This window comes from Martelella mediterranea, from assembly GCF_021021415.1.
GTDB lineage: Bacteria > Pseudomonadota > Alphaproteobacteria > Rhizobiales > Rhizobiaceae > Martelella > Martelella mediterranea_C.
The window spans coordinates 16,112-36,024 of sequence record NZ_JAINWJ010000013.1 but is presented as its reverse complement, the minus strand read 5'-3'; the positions used below and the strand labels follow the sequence as shown (position 1 = coordinate 36,024).

Genomic DNA, 19,913 nt, shown 5'->3' with positions numbered 1-19,913 from the left:
GGGCCGTCTTTATTGCTTGTTTACGACAGAGGGTCTATCAGACCGTTAATATGCGCCGGAATGGTTGAGCTGATGCTGATGAAAATCCTGCTTGCGGAAGATGACGATGACATGCGCCGTTTTTTGGTGAAGGCGCTGGAAAAGGCGGGCTACCAGGTCGCCGCTTTCGACAATGGCGCAAGCGCCTATGACCGGCTGCGCGAGGAGCCGTTCTCGCTGCTTCTGACCGACATCGTCATGCCGGAAATGGACGGGATCGAACTGGCGCGCCGCGCCACCGAGCTCGACCCCGACCTCAAGGTGATCTTCATCACCGGTTTCGCCGCCGTGGCGCTGAATGCCGATTCGCAGGCCCCGAAGGATGCCAAGGTGCTTTCCAAGCCGTTCCACCTGCGCGATCTGGTCGATGAGGTTGAAAAGGTGCTGGCCGCCTGAAAGGCCCGCAGCCCCCGTCAAAAAAGCTTCAGAAATAAGTTGACGCCGCCGCCAAATTTTGGAATACACCGCGCCACGGATGGGCGTGTAGCTCAGCGGGAGAGCACTACGTTGACATCGTAGGGGTCACAAGTTCGATCCTTGTCACGCCCACCATCCGTTCCCCTTGTGTCGCAAGGGCTTTAACATTCAGCTTTCATTGCGACTCACCCTTTTCGGTCTGATCGTCCAATTTTGGCCCACGAAACCGCCTTTTGGCGGTTTTTAGGTGTTCGGGAGAATGGTGGCCATAAGTCTCGCTGATAACCTTCGCCGACGTCCCTAGAAAGCCCGCGACGGCCCAGATATCCTCGCCTCTTTGCCGCTGCCACGTAGCACACGTGTGTCGCAATACGTGCGGCGTTACGGCTTCATCAAGGCCTGCCAAAGTGCGGGCACGTTTAAAAGCCGTCCTCTCTTTCAAGATCAGCCGACCGTGATACTCGATGGGCCCATGAGTTGTCAGACGCCTCCGGCGCTGTACATGAGCCACGAGATTTTCATGCGACGCTTATTGGTTTCGAAGTGCCCCTGCCCTCGGCGGTACTGACCGGCTTTGCCATGCGGCGAAGCCTGACAAATTCATCAAGGACGAGCAGTACGTTCTCTTGTGGCCTGTCGGAGCCTTCCAGGCGAACCGCCGTGCCGAGAATGATATTGGTCATCAAACGCAGGAAGACGGTTTGGTCGTCGATCTGATCGAGCGGGCACTCCGAGATGACCTGCCGGTAGGGCACGCTGCTGCTCTTTGCCGGCTCACGCTTCTCATACCAGATTCGCCCGCCTTTATTGCGGAGATCAGTCATCGCAACCGACTGCAAAGTCCTGCGATAATGACAATTGTCAAATACGACGGAATCAGCTCTGCGTTGTGCACCGAACGGCAGGCCTCCGCCCCTGAAACGCGGGCGGTAAAACATACCTTTTGCAATCACATCTTTGTGTAACGAGGGCCTTATTACGTAAGTAAATACTTCTTCTTATCCCCAAATTTTCAACCCGAAAAATACCACTATGTAAGGCATTTTTCCTTAACTCAACTCAAAATAGTAAGCCTTCATTTACCGTGTCTTACTCTAAAATACTTTCTTTAGCGAAAGCTAAAATAAGTATTTTATAAATATATCCGCAAATACATGTTGAAATTTTCTTATTATTAATAAAAGAGAATAAAAGTAAACGCCGTCAACCGACACGGGACTTCGTGTTGGCGCTTCTAGAGAGAGGGACCACCATGCCGCGAGCAGGCGCAGTAAAAAATTCCATAGAGAATGCTGTCCAAAAAAAGCGGGCTCAGCCCTTTTGGCGCGAGACTTCCACGATCGCCATCGCGGCATTCATGGTGTCTGTCACGCCGCTGATGCAACCTCTGATTGGCAACTTTTCCGGCCGCGCGATTGCCGCCGATGAATGCGGCGCGCCTGCTGGCACGAACGACACCATCACCTGCAACAATACGACCTACACGACCGGCCCGGGCGATGATATCGCTTACACGGGCGTCGACGGCCTGACGCTGATCATCGATGACGGCGGTACAGGGACGCTTGATGTGACGACCGCCGGGGCAGCGGTCTCGGTCACGAACGACCCAACTTCGACCAATCCTGTCGCTATCCAGGCCATCAGTTTCGGCACGATATCCACGACTGGCAACAGCCAGTATGCCATCAGCGCGACAAGCCAACTGGGAGCCACCTCCGTTTCCGTTAGCAGCGGTCAGGTTTCCACCACCGGCGACTCGGCTTATGCCGTCAACGCCCAATCCGGCTCGTTCGGCACGGTCGTAACAGCAACAGTAAATGTCTCAGGCAACGCCGACATTTCCGCTACAGGCTTTGGAGCCCACGCCGTTTATGCCGGGGTTGTGGGCGGCCAGGCCGGTTCTGTTGCCACGATCGAAATGAGAGGCGGCACGGTGAGTACGGCCGGTGCGACCGCAAACGGACTTTTTGCCAATGGCGGCACCGGCAGCGTCGATACCTTGGTTGATCTTTCGGGTGGATCCGTCACCACGCTCGCCAACAACGCAACTGCCGTCAGGAGCCGTTCAGGAGGTTTCGCCGGCGATGCCACGGTGATTGTGCGCGGTGACGCCACTATTTCGACAGAGGGAGCGAACTCCGGAGGTATCGACGCCTATGTTACCAACAGCAGCGGTAATGTGACGGCCGATTTTTCCGGCACATCGATAACAACCCAAGGCAGTTCGGCACATGGCATCGAAGCGCATTCACTAGGCGGCGGGGCGGTCGACGTTTTCATGCGCCAGGGCGTAATCCAGACCGAGGGCGCACTTGCCCAGGGCATATACGCCTATAATGTTGCTGGTTCCTCAACGGCAGACGTAACAGTCGATGTCAGCGGTGGATCGATTACCACGCTCGGGAGCGGCAACGCCGTTGAGTCTCGCGTCGTCAGCGGCGCTTCCACGGGCAACGCCGTGATCACCATGAGCGCTGGCACGGTGGAGGCACGCGGCGGCGGTTACGGTCTTCACAGCTTCATCGGCGGGCAGGGCGATGCGTTGACGACAGTCTCCGGCGGTTCGGTCGTCACCGAAGGCGACACGGCCCATGCAATCTACAACCATATCTTCGACCTGGCCGCGACCGGGGAGGCCACCGTTCGGGTGAACGGCGGCTCGATCTCAGCAAGCGGCAATAACGCCCATGGCATCCTGAACTACACCCGCGGGACCGGCGACGCCAACGTCTACATGACGGCCGGCAGCGTGAGTGCATCGGGCGCAGACGCGCACGGCATCAATACCGAGACGATCTATGGCGGCTATGCGGTCGAAGTCTTGGGCGGCACGGTCACTGCGGGCAGCGGCACCGGCGCCGCGATCTACGCTTTCGGCCCCCTGGGCGGAACGGCCGATATCGGATCGGCAGCCGTCATCGACGGTTCGGCGAGCGGCATTGCGCTGGTGGACGCCGACACGGATTCGGAAGGTTTCGGCCTCACCTCGGGCGGCAACATAACCGTCACATCCGCAGGCATGGTCACCGGCGACGGCATTCTCAATCTCGGTGATGACAGCCTTACCATTTCAGGCGGAAGCTGGACCGGAAACATCTATGGCGATGGCATGACGGCCGATGCGGCCGATGGAGCCGACACATTCACCTGGAGCGCAGGCGCGTTTGCCGGCGGTTACTATGCCGGCGGCGGCAATGATACCGCTGCGATTTCCTCTTCCGGGTATGACGGCTCGCAGATTTTCAGCGGCGACGATGCCGCCGGAACGCTGGCCGCCACGACTTATGACACGATCACCTTCTCGGGCGTCAACGCGACGACCGATGCCGGCGCGACGATCGTTTACTGGGACGAGGTCACGCTGGAGAACACGACCCTTTCGGTCACCAGCGCGGCCTGGGACATCAGCACCGCGCCGGGCCAGGGCCTGTTCCTGAACAATTCGACGCTGGCCTGGACGGCTCAGACCGGCAATCTCAACGCCAATCTCGACATCGGCGCCGGCAGCACCGCGAGCTTTGGCGGCACGTCGCTTTCTGTCGCCGGCAATCTTGTCAATAACGGGCTGCTGACCATGCAGGACGGCAGCCCCCGCAGCAATGTCGTTGTTCTCGGCAATTACGCCGGAACCGGCACGCTGGCCGTCGATGTGAACTTTGCCAATGACACTGCGGATGTTCTGACGGTGAACGGCGATGTGACCGGCGGCCCGACGCTGCTCAGCATCAACAATGCGACCTCCGGATATGCAACCGGCAATGACGTGCTGGTCGTCGATGTGGCCGGTACTAGCGCGGCCGGGGATTTCGCGCTTTCCGGCGGCCCGATCGGCTCCGGCGCCTATCTCTACGATTTGTTCTTCGCAACGGGGGATTTCTACCTGGGCACCGATGGCACGTATCAGCCGGCGGTCCCGGTCTATGAGGCCTATCCCCAGATGCTGATGGCGCTTGGACGGCTCCCCACGCTGCGCCAGCGCATCGGCGAACGTGATGTCTATGACGGCAAGGCGGGCCGCGTCACCGACCAGGGCGCCGACCTCGACGCTGTGTGGGGCCGGATCGACGCCACACATGACCATTTCGAGCCGAAATCCGCCGCCACAAGCTATGAAACCGATTTTGCGCACTGGGCGCTGAATATCGGCGTCGACGGCCTGTTCAGCAATGGCGAAAACGGCCAACTAATAGGCGGAGTCTACGCAAAATATCTCAACGGCTTTGCCGATACCACGTCCGCCTTCGGCAACGGCAAGACGAGTGTCGATGGCTATGGCCTGGGCGCGACCCTGACCTGGTATGAAGACAACGGCTTCTATGCCGATGGTCAGGCGCAGTTCCAGTGGTATGACAGCGATCTGAAGGGCGATACGCTCGGAACGCTTGCCGACGGCAACCAGGGCTCCGGCTTTTCCACCTCGATCGAAATCGGCAAGAGCTTCGCGCTGTCGGATCGGGCCTCACTGACACCGCAGGCGCAGTTGACTTACGCCATGATCTCTTTCGACGATTTCAACAGCGCCGCTTACGGCGAGAATGTCTCGCTTGGCAACAATGACAGCCTTCGGCTTCGGCTTGGGCTTTCGACGGACGAGATGGTCACCTGGCAGGATGATGCCGGCAAGATGCGCTCGGCCGGCATCTACACCATCGCCAATGTGCACTATGAATTCCTTGAGGGCACAAGCGTCGAGATCAGCGGCGTTTCGCTTCACAGCGATCTGCAGGGCCTGTATGGCGAAGCCGGCATCGGCGGCACCTATTCCTGGGCGGACGGCAAATATGCCGCCTATGGCGAGATTTCCGGCCTCGCAGGCTTCGGCGACACACAGGGCAATTACAGCATCGCCGGCAAGGCCGGCCTCATGGTTCGCTGGTAATTAGCTCAAGCAATAACGAGGCGCGACTTGAGCGCAACTTGAAAGCCGGGCCAGGTCCCGGCTTTTTTTCTGTTTGGCGCGATCTTTGCCGATGAGTGGCGCATCAATTCGTCAATTTAACATTGGGTTACTGTTCATTTTCCCCTCATAGATTGTGCTGTCATGAGAGACAACCGCATCAACTATCAACGGCCTTTTTGACCCCATAAGCAGCAACATCTTGCCCGCTTTCAGCTCCAGTATTTGGTCAGCGGTCATGAGTTTCTGGCGACTTTCACTGGTCGTGATACGTGGGTTTTGACCGAGCTTGACGGCGCGCTGGCGGCTGCGGGTCAAAACAGTCTGATCGCCAAGCGCATTGGCGGCCCAGCTTGCAGTTTCGTATTCAGCGCGACCGAGCCCGAATATCCGGGTGGTGACGCATGAGCCGAGGATGCTGGCCGTGTCGCCCCTGCCGTACACGCTTTCGATCTGTCCCTTGTCCTGCGTGATGAACAGCGCCTCAATGCCGCAACCGGCGGCGACATTGGCGATATTGACCAGCTTTTCCATGCGGCCAAGCCAGACGAACTCATCAAGCACGAGCAGTACGTTTTTCTGCGGCCTGTCGGAGCCTTCGAGGCGAGGAGCTTCAGAGCCAGCGCCACGCCCATCAACGCCAACGCGAGTTCAGGATCGCGAGCGCAGGTACGAGAAACAAGGCTCGTTTTCAAAAGGGCTACGGAGGGAGAATAGCTGCTAAGCATAGCTCCCTCCCCATTGTTCACAATGAGAAGAATGCAGCCTCGCTGAAAAGCAACCCGCTATCACGACCCCGGAAACGAAGCTGTCATAGGCGCCCAGTTTTCGCCCAAGGAAAAGCAGAACATGCAAAGAACATAGACGCTTGAAGCTAGGCCCTATCGCCGATGTTATAACGGAGCTCAGGCTTGAAGCTGTGTTGACATCGTAGGGTCACAAGTTCGATCCTTGTCGCGCCCACCATCTCATTGACGGAATTTGAAGGGCTTTCGCATATGCGGAAGCCTTTTCGCGTTTTGCCGCCCGGTCCAGGCGAATAAGAATCAGCTTTCGCTTATCGCATTTCGCGCATTTCAGGCGATTCCCCCTGGCGGCGAAATGCGATAGGTCTTTTCCAGCCGCCGCCCCATTCATCCCGGAGCGCGGCGGGCTGAGGGAATGGACATGGCATTTTGCGTTTTGAGTTTCGATATCGGCGGCACGTCAATCCGGGCGGCGACCGCCTTTGATGGCGGCGCGCCGGGTGAGGTTTCGCGTTTCGATACGCCCGCGCATGACCGCGAGGCGTTTCTCGCGCGCCTTGCCGGCATTGCCGCGGAGCTCGCGCATAAACCCGATGCGATCGCGATCTCGCTTGCCGGCGTTGTTGATCCCGAGACCGGACGGATGATCGTCGCCAACATTCCGGCGATCCACGATACCGATCTTTCCGCCGACCTTCAGGCGCTCACCGGCATTCCGGTCGTCATCGCCAATGACGCGGATTGCTTTGCCGTGGCCGAGGCCGTGTTCGGCGCGGGGCGCGGCCACCAGATCGTGTTCGGCATCATTCTCGGCACCGGCGTCGGCGGCGGATTGGTATCCGGCGGACGGCTGATCAATGCCGGCGGCGGCTTTGCCGGGGAATGGGGCCACGGGCCGATCGCGCCGACCATGGCGGGCGGCATCGCGATACCGCATTTTGCCTGCGGCTGCGGCCTTTCCGGCTGCCTCGACACTGTTGCCGGCGCTCGCGGCATCGAGCGGCTGCATGCCCATCTTCACGGCACTCCGCTCGATTCGAGAGCCATCCTGGAGGCGTGGCGGGCGGCGGAGGTCGCGGCGACCCGCACCGTCAGCGTCTATCTCGATCTCATCGCGGGGCCGCTCGCGGTCTGCGTCAACCTGACCGGGGCCACCATCGTGCCGGCCGGCGGCGGGCTTGCAGGCGCCCACGATCTGCTCGCGGCAATCGACGAGGCGGTGCGTCCGCTCACGCTATGGAAGTTTGACCGGCCGCTGGTGGTGCCCGCCACAAGCGGGGCCGAACCCGGCCTGGCGGGCGCGGCCGCCATCGCCTTTCAAAAGCAGGCTCAGTCCTCGTAGCGGCCGTAACGGGTCAGCATCGCCTTGGTGGCGATCCCGAGCAGCACCGAGAAGATCACCAGCGCCAGCGAGAACGACATCGTGTTGGTGGAGAACCAGTTCGTCAGCACCAGGCGGATGTTGCTGATGGAAAACGGCGTATCGAAGATGAAGTCGGTCGCGCCGATGCCGACATTGTCGATCACGCCGGTATTGCGGTTATAGGTCGTGACCCTTCCCTGCACCGCATCCCAGTGCTGGCGCTTCATCAGCGCGGCCATGCCGTTGGAAAGGTTTTCCTGAGACGGCGCCGAAATCATCGTCCAGGCCCCGTCGCTGTTCGGGCTCGGCTCCTGCGCGATGATCATCGAGATCGAGTTCGGCGGCAGATAGTCGGAATCCGGGCGCGGCAGAAAGCGCAGCGTTTCGAAGGACAGGTCGTAATTGCGCTTGAGATATTTCTCGACCTCGAAGATCCAGTTGTACCAGCCGGCCGTGACCTGCTCGTCCCACTCTTCGATCGTGGTTTCCGGCGCTTCGTTGTAATTGGCCTCGCCGCCGACCTGCTGCGTCCACACGCTGCGGCTGGTCTGCGAGATCTGGGTCTGACGGAGCGCCTGCGTCGGCAATTGCCCGATGGAGCCGAGGAAGATCGCGTCGCCCTCACCCACATCCTCGACCGAATGCACCACGTCCACCGGTATCTGCGCGCGCGCGGCATTGGCAAGCTTGGCGACGAAATCGGAAGCGGAGGAAAGCGTATCCGCGCTGAGCGTGTCGATATAGAGCGGGATGCGTGCCTTATCGCGCGAATAGGGGAAGCCCGTGCCGCTGGTCGCCCACAGATCCGGCACCTGCGCGACGCGGCCGAAATTCGGCATGACGAATTCGGTGGTGTCGAACACGGCAAAGCGCGGCGTGTCGTCAGCAGTCGCGCCCGGCAGGCAGGCGGCATCTTCCTTGGTCAGAAGTGCGGCTTCCAGCACGATCTTGTTCACGCCCGGCTTCATGTGGCGCATGGTGAAGCGCACCGGCGTGCGCCGGAGCACTGCGCCGTTGACGGTGCTGATCGGCCATGTGGCGGCAAGCTGATCGTTGACGAACACGTGCAGCCGGCTTCCCGGCAGCACGATCGGCCCGTAGGCGGCGTCAAGCATCAGCCGCGCCTCGCCATAGGCGTCGGCGTAGAAATCGGCAGGCAGGCCAATCGTGAACTCGGCACGGAACACGCGGCCCGAAAATTCCTGGGTCGGAATGCCGAGCTGTTCGAAGGTCAGCGTCTTGTGACCGGTCAGAAGCTGGGTGTCCTGCTTGCGCCAGGAATGGGTGGAATAAGCCTCGTCCTTCATCGCGGCGCTGCGGGCGGCGGGCTCCGTGATGCCGTCGATCAGCGGGCCGATCCGCTGCCAGGATGGCGCGACCAGAACCAGCACGCTCTGGCCGAGCGCGTTGGTGCCGATGAAGCGCGCCGATTGCGCCGTGCCGATATCCGGCAGCGCATCGCCGAGCAGCGGGCGGAGCTCATCCGGGGTTCCGACATAGACCGGCAGCACGCCGGAGGCGAATTTCACCGGCTCGGAGGTGGAATAGGTGAAATAGGTGTTCGGCATGTCCGACAGCAGAGCGAGGCCCTGCGCCAGCTCCAGCAGCGGATCCCCCGCGATCGTATCGGTAAGGCCAGGTGCCACGATATGAAACTGCGTCCGCCCGATCGCATCGACGCCGACGGCGCGGATATCGCCGATCGAGGAAAGCTCGGCGGTGGCCGCGTCGCCGAAGATCAGAAAGGTCCGTTCCGGGTCGATGTCGGTCCACAGGTCATAGGTCGAATCGAGGTCGCAATCGGTGCGGTGGCGCTGCTTGAACTTGATTGAGAACTGGTTGTAGCCCGGCTTCAACACGCCAGCGGGCACCTCGAAGCGCAGGTCGGACTTGCGCTCGGAGGAATCAAGCGGCGGCGCCGCGATTTCCACATTGTTGAAGGAAATCGACAGCTTCGAATATTCCGGCGCCACGAAGATCGAATTCTGATAGCCGATATTGAATTGCGACGCCGATTTCGCCTGGGCTTCGGTCAGATAGACGGACCAGGCGCGCTCGCCGTTCTCGCCCTCAAGCCGCATCTGGTCGGCGGGCACGATATAGCGGAAAAACGGCACCGTTTCGGCAACCGGCTCGGGCGTGGCGGCGGGCGAAGACGGTGTAGACGGGGCAGAGGGCGCGCGCGGAAGCGGGCCGGAGCCGTCGCTGCCCATGTCGAACGGCGCAACGGTGCCCGACGAGGCCGGCGGCGTTGTCGTCTGTGCCGAGGCGAGCGGAACGCCGGCCAGTATAAATGCCAGAAAAAGCAGGATCCGTTTCATCAGCTCTTGCCCTTCGCCCGCGCGGCGCCGCCGCCCGTGTTCGGCTGATACTTCCCGATGAAATAGCTCATGCCGCGGCCCATCTGTCGCACCGACATCTTGATGAACCAGAATGTGCCGGCAAGCGTGCCTGGGTCATTCTTGCGCGATTGGAGAAGCTGTTGCCAGCGCTCCGAATTGGCGAACATGAGATCGGAAATCACCGAAAAATGCAAGCTCGAGACGGGCGCGTAACGGCAGCCGACCATGGCGAGTTCGCCGAGCGAGCGGGCGTGGCGGATCATCACCGGCACCTCGCCGGCATCGCCGCCGCGATGCGGCTCGACCCGAAGCAGCGCATGAGTGCCGGGGCGCAGGCGGTCGAGATCGCGCACCTGGACCTGAAGCCCCGCGCCATCGGTGGAGACATCCTCGATCGTGCCGCGATAGACGCTGTCGCCGATCACCAGTTCGCAACGGCGCGACATCTTGATGCGCCGCGCCTTCTGGCGTTCGCCGGCTTCCGAGACAACGCCGAGCGCGGCGGCGGTCAGGAACAGGTTGAGGAAGTTCCAGCCGCCCACAACCCAGGTAACGCCCGCGAGATAGGGCTCGGCATAGAGCCGGTAGACCATCATCACGCTGGCAGCGACGAATATGAAGAAGATGATGAAGAACGGCCGGCTGATTTCGGAAAGCCGGCTGTGCTCGATAGACTCGTCCTTCGCCGTCACCTTGAAGGACGGCTTCTTGGGATTGATGATCGCAGATACCACCGCCGGCATCAGATGAACCGTCTGGATGTATTCGTAGAGCTCGGAAATCCAGGGCCAGCGAAACTGGCCGAACAGATAGTTCTGTATCAGCATGTTCACGATCAGATAGGACAGCGTATAGGCCAGGAACTCGCCGCCGGAGGCATCGAAGATCTGCAGGCCGAAGAACAGGTAGCAGAGCGGCGCGATCATGAACGAGGCGCGCGCGAAGGGAAACAGCCAGAACAGGTTCGACGACATGTAGCAAAGCCGCTGCGGCAGGCTCAGCCCGCGCAGAAGCAGCGGGAACTTGAACCGCAGGATCTGCATCATCCCCTGCCCCCAGCGGCTGCGCTGCCCGATGAACGAGGAGAAGGTCGCTGGCTGAAGCCCGGCAATCAGCGGGCGGTCGACATAGACGCTGTTCCACCCGTTGGAATGCAGTTCGACGGCGGTTTCGCAGTCCTCGGTGATCGACACGCCGGAAAAGCCGTTCACGGAGTTCAGCGCCTCGCGGCGCAGCACCGCGGCCGAGCCGCAGAAGAACGAGGCGTTCCACTTGTCGAGGCCGCGCTGGATGATGCCGTAGAACATCTCGTTCTCGCTCGGCATCATCTCATAGGTTCTGAGATTGCGCTCGAGCGGATCGGGATTGATGAAGAAATGCGGGGTCTGGACCAGGAAGAGCCTGGGGTCTTCCATGAAGTAGCCGACCGTTTCCTGAAGGAAGTCATTGGCGGGCGCGTGGTCGGCATCGAACACCACGATCAGGTCGCCGGTGGTGTATTGAAGCGCGTGGTTCATATTGCCCGCCTTGGCGTGCTCGTTGCGCGGACGGGTGATATAGCCGACGCCGAGCTCGGCGCAGATCTGCCTCAGCTCGCGATGACGCGTCTGGGCAAGGCTCGCCTCCACCAGGTTCTTGGAGTTTCGCTTCTGTTCGGTCCCGCCATCGTCGAGCAGGTAGACCTTGAGCTTTTCCGCCGGATATTCCATGGCCTTGGCAGCGGCGAGCGTGTGGGCCAGCATCGTCGAGTCCTCGTTATAGGACGGGACGTAGACATCAACATAGGGCAGGTCGCCCTCAAGCTTGCCCCAGCGCGGACGCACCGGCAGCGGCAGCGCGACCACGAACAGGCTGAGCGCCAGCATGCCCACGGAAAACATCTCGGCGCAGTAAAGCAGCACGCCCGGTATGAAGTTCTGCAGTTCGGTGATTGGCGGCAACGTGCTGGTGGTGCGCCAGAACACGTAGCGCAACACGATGGATGTGCCGAAAGCCAGCGCGATCAGCCGCCAGTTGCCCTCGGCATGCATCTGCTTGAGAACCAGCATCACCGCCACGGCGACAAAGCTCACCACGATCTGGGTGCGAAGATCGATCGGAAGCGTGACGAGGCCGAGAATAAAGATCGCGGTAATAATCCAGGCAATGGTAATTGCGATCTTGCGCATTAAACAGGTCCTTACGAACGGAGTATTCCGGACTTATACGCAAGAAAACTAAAAATTGTCTTGCGCGGATATAGTTTTTTTCCGGTCTCGCGCGGCGCAGCGGCCCGTGCCGTCATTGCTTGCCCGCCCTATCCGTCTGATTTTTAACAATTTTGCGGTCCGATGGCGATATCCGCCCGAGCAGAAGGACCGGACCCTGATCCTGGCGCAAACCGCCGCCGGACACTACTCGCAGCTTACTGTCGTTGAACCCGGCAGCAGGCGGCATGGCGGCGCCGGGATCGAGCGAGTGGCCGAAGCGGGTGTTCCGAAGTTCGTCGCAGCCGGGCTGGCCGGTGCTGTCGCCGACGCGGCGGCGGACGGACGCGCGGGAACTGGGATGCTGGTCGAAGCCGGCGCGGATGGCGGCGCGCCGATCGTGGGCGAGACGGACGCCGGCGCGGCGCTTGTCGAGGCCGCAGGCGTTTGACGGCCCGGCGTCGGGATGCTCGAGGCCGGCGCGCCCGCGGCGGGCAGGCCGGGCGTATAGGCCCCGGGCATGGCGGGCGTGCCGACATAACCGGCCGACGGCAGGCTTCCCGGCGGCAGGCGCACGACATCGACATTGATCTCGTCGCCTGTAGAGATTGGACGCGTGGTCACGCGGGTCACCGGCGCGGTGCTGGCGGTCGAGGATTTCAGCACCTTCTCGGTGTCGGCGACGCGTTCGGGCCTTGGGTCATAGGCCTTGCGCGGATAGGTCGGCGCGCCGGTTTCGCCCAGAAGCGGCGGCGGGCCGGCCTGCTCGCCGTAGGGGTTCCAGCCATAGGCATCGACCGCGGCGGCGATCGTGTAGCCGTACATGATGCCGAGCAGGTCGTCCTCCGAGGCCCCGGCCTCGCAGAAGCGCACCCGCACCTGGATCGTGCCGGCCTGGCCGAAAGCCGCGAGACTGTCCTGTCCCGGTCTGATCTGCTGCCAGCCATACATGCACAGATCGTCGCCCCTGCCATGACCGAAGGCATAGCCGAACGGGCCGTAATTGTTCTGCACGTAATAGGGTGAGCGAACCATGCGCACGCCGGGCAATTGCTCGCGCATCTCCTCATCGATGCGGCGGTCGGTGATCGACTGATAGGACAGGCTGTTGCCATTCATCCGCGCATAGTTGCGGGTGCCGAAGAAGACGGCGTGGATCGCGTTCTGGCCGGGCGTGCGCGCATCGGTGCGCAGCATGATCTGCTGGTCGATGGCGTTGGAAAACTGCTCCTCGAGAACCGAGACGATCGCCGGGCCGCCGGGCGGCGGCATGATCACGGCTTCTTCCGGAAGAAGATTGCGCACCGAAGACGTGTACGGCAGCAGATTGCCGGCGCAGCTTGCCAGAAGGCCCGCGGCGACAAGGCCCAAAGCCGCGCGGCAGCGGGACCTGATCTGACGGGCAACGGCAATTGACATCTTTGAGCACACCTTGGTTTGTCGCCGCCGGGGCGGCATAAAGCCCGGACCGGTCTTTTATATTCCGCATTCATATTTTTCAGAGTTTGGTAAATAAAGAACTAACGCGGGGCAGTGGCGATGCATCGGAGAATTAACGGATTCTCAAAAACTTCGGCCACATTCGCTCCGTTTTTAATATTTCTTAACGACAATACGTGTTTGTAGTGAATCAAATTACGTTCGCCGCAAGCCGGATACAGGGGACCCGACATGCCAAGCCGCGCAAATTCCGCTGCACCCAAGGATGAAGGCTTCCCCTATCGCGAGAGCGCCGATGCCGGCGGTGAACACACGGGTAATAATGCGGGCACAGCCGGTTCCGGTATCAGGAACCGCCGCTCGGCCGGAGTATGGATGCCATGAAGCTGACTTATGTTGCACTGACGGCAGGCGCGATCGCCATGATCGGTGCAATCAGCATGGGCAGCATGGGCGCGCCCGGCCGCAAGCTTCCGGTCTCCACCGCGCTGGCCGAGCCGACGGACGCGTTCAGCCAGGCCTATGAAAACATCGTCAATGACGACGCCCCGGCACCCGCGCCGGCGGACGAACCGCGCTTTTCTGCGGTGAGCGAAGCCCAGGCCCAGGAACCCTCCACCAATCTGCGCAATCTGCCCGACAGCCCGACGCCGCAGACCAACGCCTCGACTTCCCAGCCGGCCCAGCAACCTGCCGCCCAGCCGACCCAGGAGCCGGAACGCCCGGCGGTCGATGAAAGCGCGCTGCGCTATTTCGCCCAGCAGGGCGACCTGGAACGTCTCCAGGCGGAAATCTCGCGGCTGCGCTCGCTCTATCCCAACTGGACGCCGCCGGCCAATCCGCTGGCCGTCGAGGACGGCGAGGACGAGCAGCTCAACGCCATGTGGCAGGCCTATGCGCGCGGCAATTACGCCGAGGTCCGCCAGTTGATCCAGACCCGCCAGACCGAGGAGCCCAACTGGTTGCCGCCGGCCGACCTGATCGACCGCCTGCAGATCGCCGAAAACCGGTCCGCGCTGATCCAGGCGTCGGAGGACGGCGAATACGAGAAGGTCATCGATCTCGCCTCGCAATCGCCCAGCATCCTGACCTGCGCGGAAATCAATGTCCTGTGGCTGGTAAGCGAAGCCTTCGCCAAGACCGACAAGCTCAACCGCGCGATGGACAGCTACACCTATATCATGAAGAACTGCGACAATACGCAGGAACGTCTCGCCACGCTGCAGAAGGCGCTGGCCGTCATGCCGTATGAGGACATGAAGACGCTGATCAGCTTCGAGCGTCCCGACGAGCAGGACATGCCCGAATTTCAGGAGATCAGCGAAAACCTGCTGCGCGACCGCTTCGCCGAAGCCGGCGACGACGAAACCATCGTCATCTCCCCCGACGATCTCGCAGCGATGGAGAAACTCGCCAACACCTCCAATTCCGCCAATGATGCCGAGCTGCTTGGCTGGTATTTCCTGATCCGCGGCAGCGAGAACGCCGCCGAACCATGGTTCCGCAAGGCCCGCGAAGAAGGCGATTCGGCCACGATCTCGCAGGGACTGGCGCTGATCCTGATCGAACTGGACAAGGCCGAAGAGGCCGAATCGGTAATGTATCCCTGGCGCAATGACAGCGATGAGGCGCTCGACACCTATCTCAATGCCGCGGTCCGGATGCTCGGCCGGATTCCGCGCAAGGATTATCCCACCGATGTTTTGAGCCGCATGGCCGATGTCATCACCGAAGCCAAGAGCATGACCGCCGCCCAGCAGTTCGGCTGGTACTCCAAGGATTTCAACCAGCCGCTCGCGGCGCTCCAATGGTTCGAGGCAGCACTCTCCTGGCAGCCGTGGTATGAGCCCGCGGCCTATGGCGTGACGCTGACGCTCAACGACATGAACTACAAGCCCGGCGTCTACCTGATGCAGAAGATCTGGGCGCCCTATTCCGAGCGCATCGCCTGGCTGAACGACCCCAACGCGCCGGTGACCACGCTTGAAAACATGATGGCGACCGTGTTCGAACTGACGGTACTGAAGGAAGCGAACGGCACCAGCCGCACCGTGGCCGTGCCGATCGCCGAGATCGATCTCGCCACCGGCCAGCAGACACCGATCGGCGCAACCGCCATGCCCTCGTCGCCCGGACAGCCGCAGAATGGCGTGGCCCTGACCGCGCCGGTCGCAGCACCCGGCGCACTCGGGCTCGGCGCGGAAGCCGATACCGCGCCCGCCAATTACGTCCCGGATTATTACCAGTATTACTATGGCGGCGGCGCGGCGGCGCAATCGGCAGCGCCAGGAAGCCCCGCAAGCCGCGTCCAGGCACTGGAACGACTCAGCATTCCGCGCTCGATGATCCGCACCGATCCGGTGACCGGCGTGCAGACCGTGACCGTGCTGAATACCGCGCTTCAGCCGGAGCAGAACCGCTATCAGCCGTCCGCGGCCCAGATCCAGGCGGCGTTCTACACCACCGGTCAGCCCTCGGAGAAAACCGAGATCTACCGCTTCGATGAACAGGCCTACGCCAATCGCGACTATCTGCGCCAGTTCCAGGTCGCCTATTATCTGAACGTCGTCGGCGCCGCCGATGCCAGCGGCGACCAGATCATGGTCTCAAGGCTTCCCGCCGGCACCCAGTTGCCCGAGGGCACGGCGATACCCGTTGCCGACGCCGAACCGGCCGTGGTGCGCACATCGAGCTCGACGTCGACCCGGCGCGTGGCGTCCAGCGGCGGCACGTCTTCCTCCTCAGGCGCGAGCTGCTGGAGCGGGCGTTCCGCCGAAAACCTGTCGCCTGATGCGGCGCTGCGCCAGGGCTGGTGCCTGATGGACCTGCAGCGACCGACGGAGGCCGCCCGCGCCTTCGAGACCGCGCTCGGCTCGTCATCGGCGAAAAACCGCGAGGAAGCCGCCTATGGCCAAAGCCTTGCCTATATGCGCCTCGGCCTGACCAACAAGGCCGCCGTCGCCGCCTCCCAGGAGCCGCTCAGCCGCGAACGCCAGCTCAACCTGCAGGTCGATATCCTCTCGGCGCGCGCGATCGCCGCCTATCAGGGCGGGCATTACCAGGATACGCTGCTGCTCCTGAACCAGCGCAACCAGCTTGCGCCGGAAGAAACCGGTCTGATGGTGATCAAGGGCTATGCCTATTACAATCTCGGTCGCTACACCGATGCCCATCAAGTGTTCAGCGCGCTTGCCGAAATGGGCAATCCCAAGGGCATGGAAGGTCTTGCGCTCACCCGCAACCGGCTCGGCCTGCCGGGCAGCAACTGACGACGAGAGCGCGCCTGGCTGCGTTTTACGACTTGTCCGTCGGCAGCGCGCCGACGCGCTTCTCCGCCTCGAAGGAGGCGTGCGCATCGACATAGGCTTCCTGCCGGGCGACGCTCCAGTAGCGCAGCTCCTCCAGCGGAATGTGCTTGCCCGTGACGGCGCAGACCACGTAACTGCCGGGGGTCACGACCTCGAAATTGGCGTCGAGATAGCGGATCCGCGCCGCGCCCTTGCCGCTTCCATCAAAGATATTCACCGCTTGATCTCCAGTTCCGAATGCCGTTTCGCCATCAGCGCCCGAACAGGCGCTCGATATCGGCAAGCTTCAGTTCGATATAGGTGGGCCGGCCGTGATTGCACTGGCCCGAACCCGGCGTGGTCTCCATCTGCCTGAGGAGAGCATTCATTTCGTCGACGCGCAAGCGCCTGCCGGACCGCACCGAACCGTGGCAGGCCATGGTTGCCGCCACGCTTTCGAGCTTCGCGCGCAGACCATCGGCGGTTTCCCACTCGCCAGCCTCGTCGGCAAGCTGGCGGATCAGCGCCGCGGCATCGACCTCGCCGAGCAGCGCCGGGGTCTCGCGCACGGCCAGCGCGCCGGGGCCGAAGCGCTCGAACACGAGCCCGAGCCGCGCAAGCTCGTCGGCAAACGGCATCAGCCGGTCGCAGTCTTCCTCCGGCATGTCAACGATTTCCGGGATCAGCAGCATTTGCGAGGCAAGTCTGTCTTTGGAAAAGGCCGCCCGCAGCGCCTCGTAGACGAGACGTTCATGGGCGGCGTGCTGGTCAACGATCACGAGGCCGGTATCGGTCTGGGCGACGATATAATTCTCATGCACCTGCGCCCGCGCAGCGCCCAGCGGATGGTCGGAAGACGGCTGGACGGCCGGGCCCGGTTCCTCGCCGCGCGCCGATGGCGTCGCAAAGCCTGCGAAGCCAGCCGGCGCGTCGCTGAAGCCGGGCGCGGTCTCACCGAAGCGCGGCGCGGCCTCTTCCCGGAAACCCTCCGGCCGATAGGGCGATTGCTGCGGCGACCATTGCGCATTGGTCGCCCGCTCATAGTCGCCCCCGTAGACCCGTGACGCGGCGGCGGGCTCGGGCGAAAATCGCGGCCGGAACGCCTTCAGCATGGCGTCCGCGCCGGTGGAGGACGACCGGTCGCCCGCCCGCGTCAGCGCCTCGCGGATCGCGCCAACGATCAGCCCACGCACCAGCGCGGGATCGCGAAACCGGACATCGGCCTTGGCCGGATGAACATTGACATCGACCAGCGCCGGATCGAGCGAAAACCACAGCACGGCGACCGGATAACGACCCTTCGGCACCGTTTCGGCATAGGCCGCGCGGATAGCGCCGAGAAGCAGCCGGTCCTGCACCGGACGGCCGTTGACGAAGGCATAGAGATGGCCGGAATTGCCGCGGTTGAAGGTCGGCACGCCGGCAAAGCCGGACAGCGTCACATCCTCGCGCGCGGCATCGATCTCGATCGCGTTCGAGCGGAAATCGCGGCCGAGCACCTGGGCGATGCGCGCCAGCCGGTCATCGCCGGTCGCCGGCAGTTCCAGCGTGGATCGATCCGAGCCCGACAACACGAAGCGCGTCGCCGGAAAGGCGAGCGCCATGCGCTTGACCACCTCGGTGATCGCGCCGGCCTCGGCGCGCTCGGTTTTCAGGAATTTCAGCCGCGCCGGCGTTGCGAAAAACAGGTCGCGCACCTCGACGATCGTGCCGGCATTGACCGGGGCCGGCTCCGGTTCGCCCGAGCGCCCGCCTTCCAGCGCAATGCGATAGCCCTCGCCCGCCTCGCGCGTGCGGCTTGAAATCGAAAGCCTCGCAACCGAGCCGATCGAGGGCAGCGCCTCGCCGCGAAAGCCGAGCGTGCGGATATCGGTGAGGTCCGCTGTGATCTTCGAGGTGCAGTGCCGCCTGACCGCGAGCGCCAGATCCTCGCGGCTCATGCCCGAACCGTTGTCGGTGACCCGCAGCAGCGCCTTGCCGCCGCCGGCCGTCGCGATCTCGATCCGGGTCGCCCCGGCATCGAGCGCGTTTTCGACCAGTTCCTTGGCAGCGCTCGCCGGCCGCTCGATGACCTCGCCGGCGGCGATCTGGTTGATGACGGTTTCGGAAAGCTGTCTGATGCTCATGGCGCAGTCATAACAGATTCGCCCCGTCGCGCCACGGCATTTGGCGCGCGCTCAGCGTCCGGCGCGATAGGCCGGATCGAAGCGCGGCTTCGCGCCCGTCACCAGCGCAAAGGTATTGCCGGCATTCGGCTCCTCCTCCACGCGGGTGTCCTGGGCGGCACTGGTCACCATCATCCAGCCGCCATCGCGGCCGATAAAGGCCGGGCAGGTCGGCTGGCGGGCGGGAAGCTGATAGCGCGCCTTCAGCTTGCCCGCGGGATCGAACTGGTCGAGCACGCCGGCGCCATAACGGGCGTTCCAGATATTGCCGTCGCCGTCGCAGACCGCGCCGTCCATGCCGCCGGTCATATGCGCGGTATCGATGAAGACGCTGGCCGGGCCCGTCGGCAGGCCGGTTTCCGGCGCGATCGGAACCGACATCAACTGATTGACATCGGTATCGACATAATAGCCGGTCGCCCCGTCCGGCGAAAAGCAGATCGCGTTCGGGATGGTGATCTTGTCGAACAGCTTGGTCACCACGCCTTCGAGCACATGGTAGATCGCGCCGGCGCCCTTTTCGGCGTTCTTGCCCATGGTCGAGACCCAGAAGGCGCCGGAGGCGTGAACCCGCGCATCGTTGGAGCGGGTGACGGCGTTATCGGCCTCGATCGCCACATGCAGCGAAAGCGCGCCGGTGGAGGTATCGCGGAAATAGAGTCCGGTCTCGGTGGAGATCACCTGGCGGTGCTCGTCCACCACCGCCAAAGCGCTTGCCATTTCCGGAAGCTGAATGATCCGGCGTTCGCGGGTGGACGCGCTCAGCAGATGCAGCTTGCTTGCATTGATGTCGAACCACCAGATCATGTCGGTGTCGCGGTCATAGCCCGGCCCCTCGCCAAGCGACATCCGGTCCGTCACCAGGATCCTTCCCTCGAATACGGTCTCTGTGATCATTGTCTCTCCCGATGCCCCTCATTTCTTTTTGTGTTGCCGCCGCGCGTATCACGGAAATTCCCGGCCTTTCCAGAGGAAAGACAAGGCCCGGCGATAAATCAAGCGCTCAGTTTGGCCGCATGCCGGGATGG

Annotated in this window: 12 protein-coding genes, 1 tRNA gene and 1 pseudogene; 5 read left to right on the top strand and 9 right to left on the bottom strand. The window is 62.4% G+C overall.

The genetic code is table 11. The features are described 5' to 3' along the window. Positions 1-72 precede the first annotated feature (72 nt). Positions 73-435, top strand: a complete 363-nt coding sequence (cpdR, locus tag K7H91_RS10410) for a cell cycle two-component system response regulator CpdR (protein WP_018064862.1) — start codon at positions 73-75, stop codon at positions 433-435. 81 nt (positions 436-516) lie between these two features. After that, positions 517-591: transfer RNA gene (locus tag K7H91_RS10405), tRNA-Val, on the top strand. A 40-nt stretch (positions 592-631) separates the two neighbouring features. Here K7H91_RS10405 and K7H91_RS10400 read toward each other — a convergent pair. Both K7H91_RS10400 and K7H91_RS10395 read right to left on the bottom strand, forming a co-directional pair. Next, positions 632-967, bottom strand: coding sequence for a tyrosine-type recombinase/integrase (locus tag K7H91_RS10400; protein WP_230720164.1), 336 nt, complete (start codon positions 965-967; stop codon positions 632-634). A gap of 7 nt (positions 968-974) precedes the next feature. After that, entirely contained in the window at positions 975-1,280 is a 306-nt protein-coding gene (locus K7H91_RS10395; RefSeq protein ID WP_230720163.1) for a hypothetical protein, read from the bottom strand. Between the two features lie 554 nt (positions 1,281-1,834). Here K7H91_RS10395 and K7H91_RS10390 point away from each other — a divergent pair. Further along, positions 1,835-5,338, top strand: coding sequence for an autotransporter outer membrane beta-barrel domain-containing protein (locus K7H91_RS10390; RefSeq protein ID WP_230720162.1), 3,504 nt, complete (start codon positions 1,835-1,837; stop codon positions 5,336-5,338). Between the two features lie 111 nt (positions 5,339-5,449). On the opposite strand, the pseudogene K7H91_RS10385 reads toward K7H91_RS10390, so the two are convergent. After that, positions 5,450-5,935: pseudogene (locus tag K7H91_RS10385) on the bottom strand (type IV secretory system conjugative DNA transfer family protein); the annotation flags it as partial. Positions 5,936-6,517: 582 nt separating this feature from the next. Between K7H91_RS10385 and K7H91_RS10380 the strand changes: the two are divergent. Next, on the top strand, positions 6,518-7,444 hold the full coding sequence (locus K7H91_RS10380) for an ROK family protein (protein ID WP_419197472.1): 927 nt from the start codon (positions 6,518-6,520) through the stop codon (positions 7,442-7,444). On the opposite strand, the gene K7H91_RS10375 is transcribed toward K7H91_RS10380, so the two are convergent. The 3 genes from K7H91_RS10375 to bcsN form a co-directional block, all read right to left on the bottom strand. Then, on the bottom strand, positions 7,432-9,786 hold the full coding sequence (locus K7H91_RS10375) for a cellulose biosynthesis cyclic di-GMP-binding regulatory protein BcsB (RefSeq protein ID WP_230720159.1): 2,355 nt from the start codon (positions 9,784-9,786) through the stop codon (positions 7,432-7,434). The genes K7H91_RS10380 and K7H91_RS10375 overlap by 13 nt on opposite strands. Further along, positions 9,786-11,975 (bottom strand): UDP-forming cellulose synthase catalytic subunit, encoded by a 2,190-nt coding sequence (gene bcsA, locus K7H91_RS10370; RefSeq protein ID WP_230720158.1) that lies wholly within the window; start codon positions 11,973-11,975, stop codon positions 9,786-9,788. The genes K7H91_RS10375 and bcsA overlap by 1 nt, the downstream gene beginning before the upstream one ends. 225 nt (positions 11,976-12,200) lie before the next feature. After that, a complete protein-coding gene (bcsN, locus tag K7H91_RS10365) occupies positions 12,201-13,412 on the bottom strand; it encodes a cellulose biosynthesis protein BcsN (protein ID WP_230720157.1) in 1,212 nt (403 codons plus the stop codon). 401 nt (positions 13,413-13,813) lie between these two features. On the opposite strand from bcsN, the gene K7H91_RS10360 reads away from it, so the two are divergent. Beyond that, a complete protein-coding gene (locus K7H91_RS10360; protein ID WP_230720156.1) occupies positions 13,814-16,702 on the top strand; it encodes a hypothetical protein in 2,889 nt (962 codons plus the stop codon). 25 nt (positions 16,703-16,727) lie between these two features. On the opposite strand, the gene K7H91_RS10355 is transcribed toward K7H91_RS10360, so the two are convergent. From K7H91_RS10355 to K7H91_RS10345, 3 genes are read right to left on the bottom strand one after another with little or no spacing between them, the layout of a single operon-like run. Then, complete coding sequence (locus K7H91_RS10355; RefSeq protein WP_230720155.1) at positions 16,728-16,958, bottom strand: DUF2093 domain-containing protein; 231 nt, start codon at positions 16,956-16,958, stop codon at positions 16,728-16,730. Between the two features lie 34 nt (positions 16,959-16,992). Further along, positions 16,993-18,846 (bottom strand): DNA mismatch repair endonuclease MutL, encoded by a 1,854-nt coding sequence (mutL, locus tag K7H91_RS10350; RefSeq protein WP_230720154.1) that lies wholly within the window; start codon positions 18,844-18,846, stop codon positions 16,993-16,995. Between the two features lie 51 nt (positions 18,847-18,897). Further along, positions 18,898-19,782, bottom strand: coding sequence for an SMP-30/gluconolactonase/LRE family protein (locus K7H91_RS10345; RefSeq protein WP_230720153.1), 885 nt, complete (start codon positions 19,780-19,782; stop codon positions 18,898-18,900). Positions 19,783-19,913 lie beyond the last annotated feature (131 nt).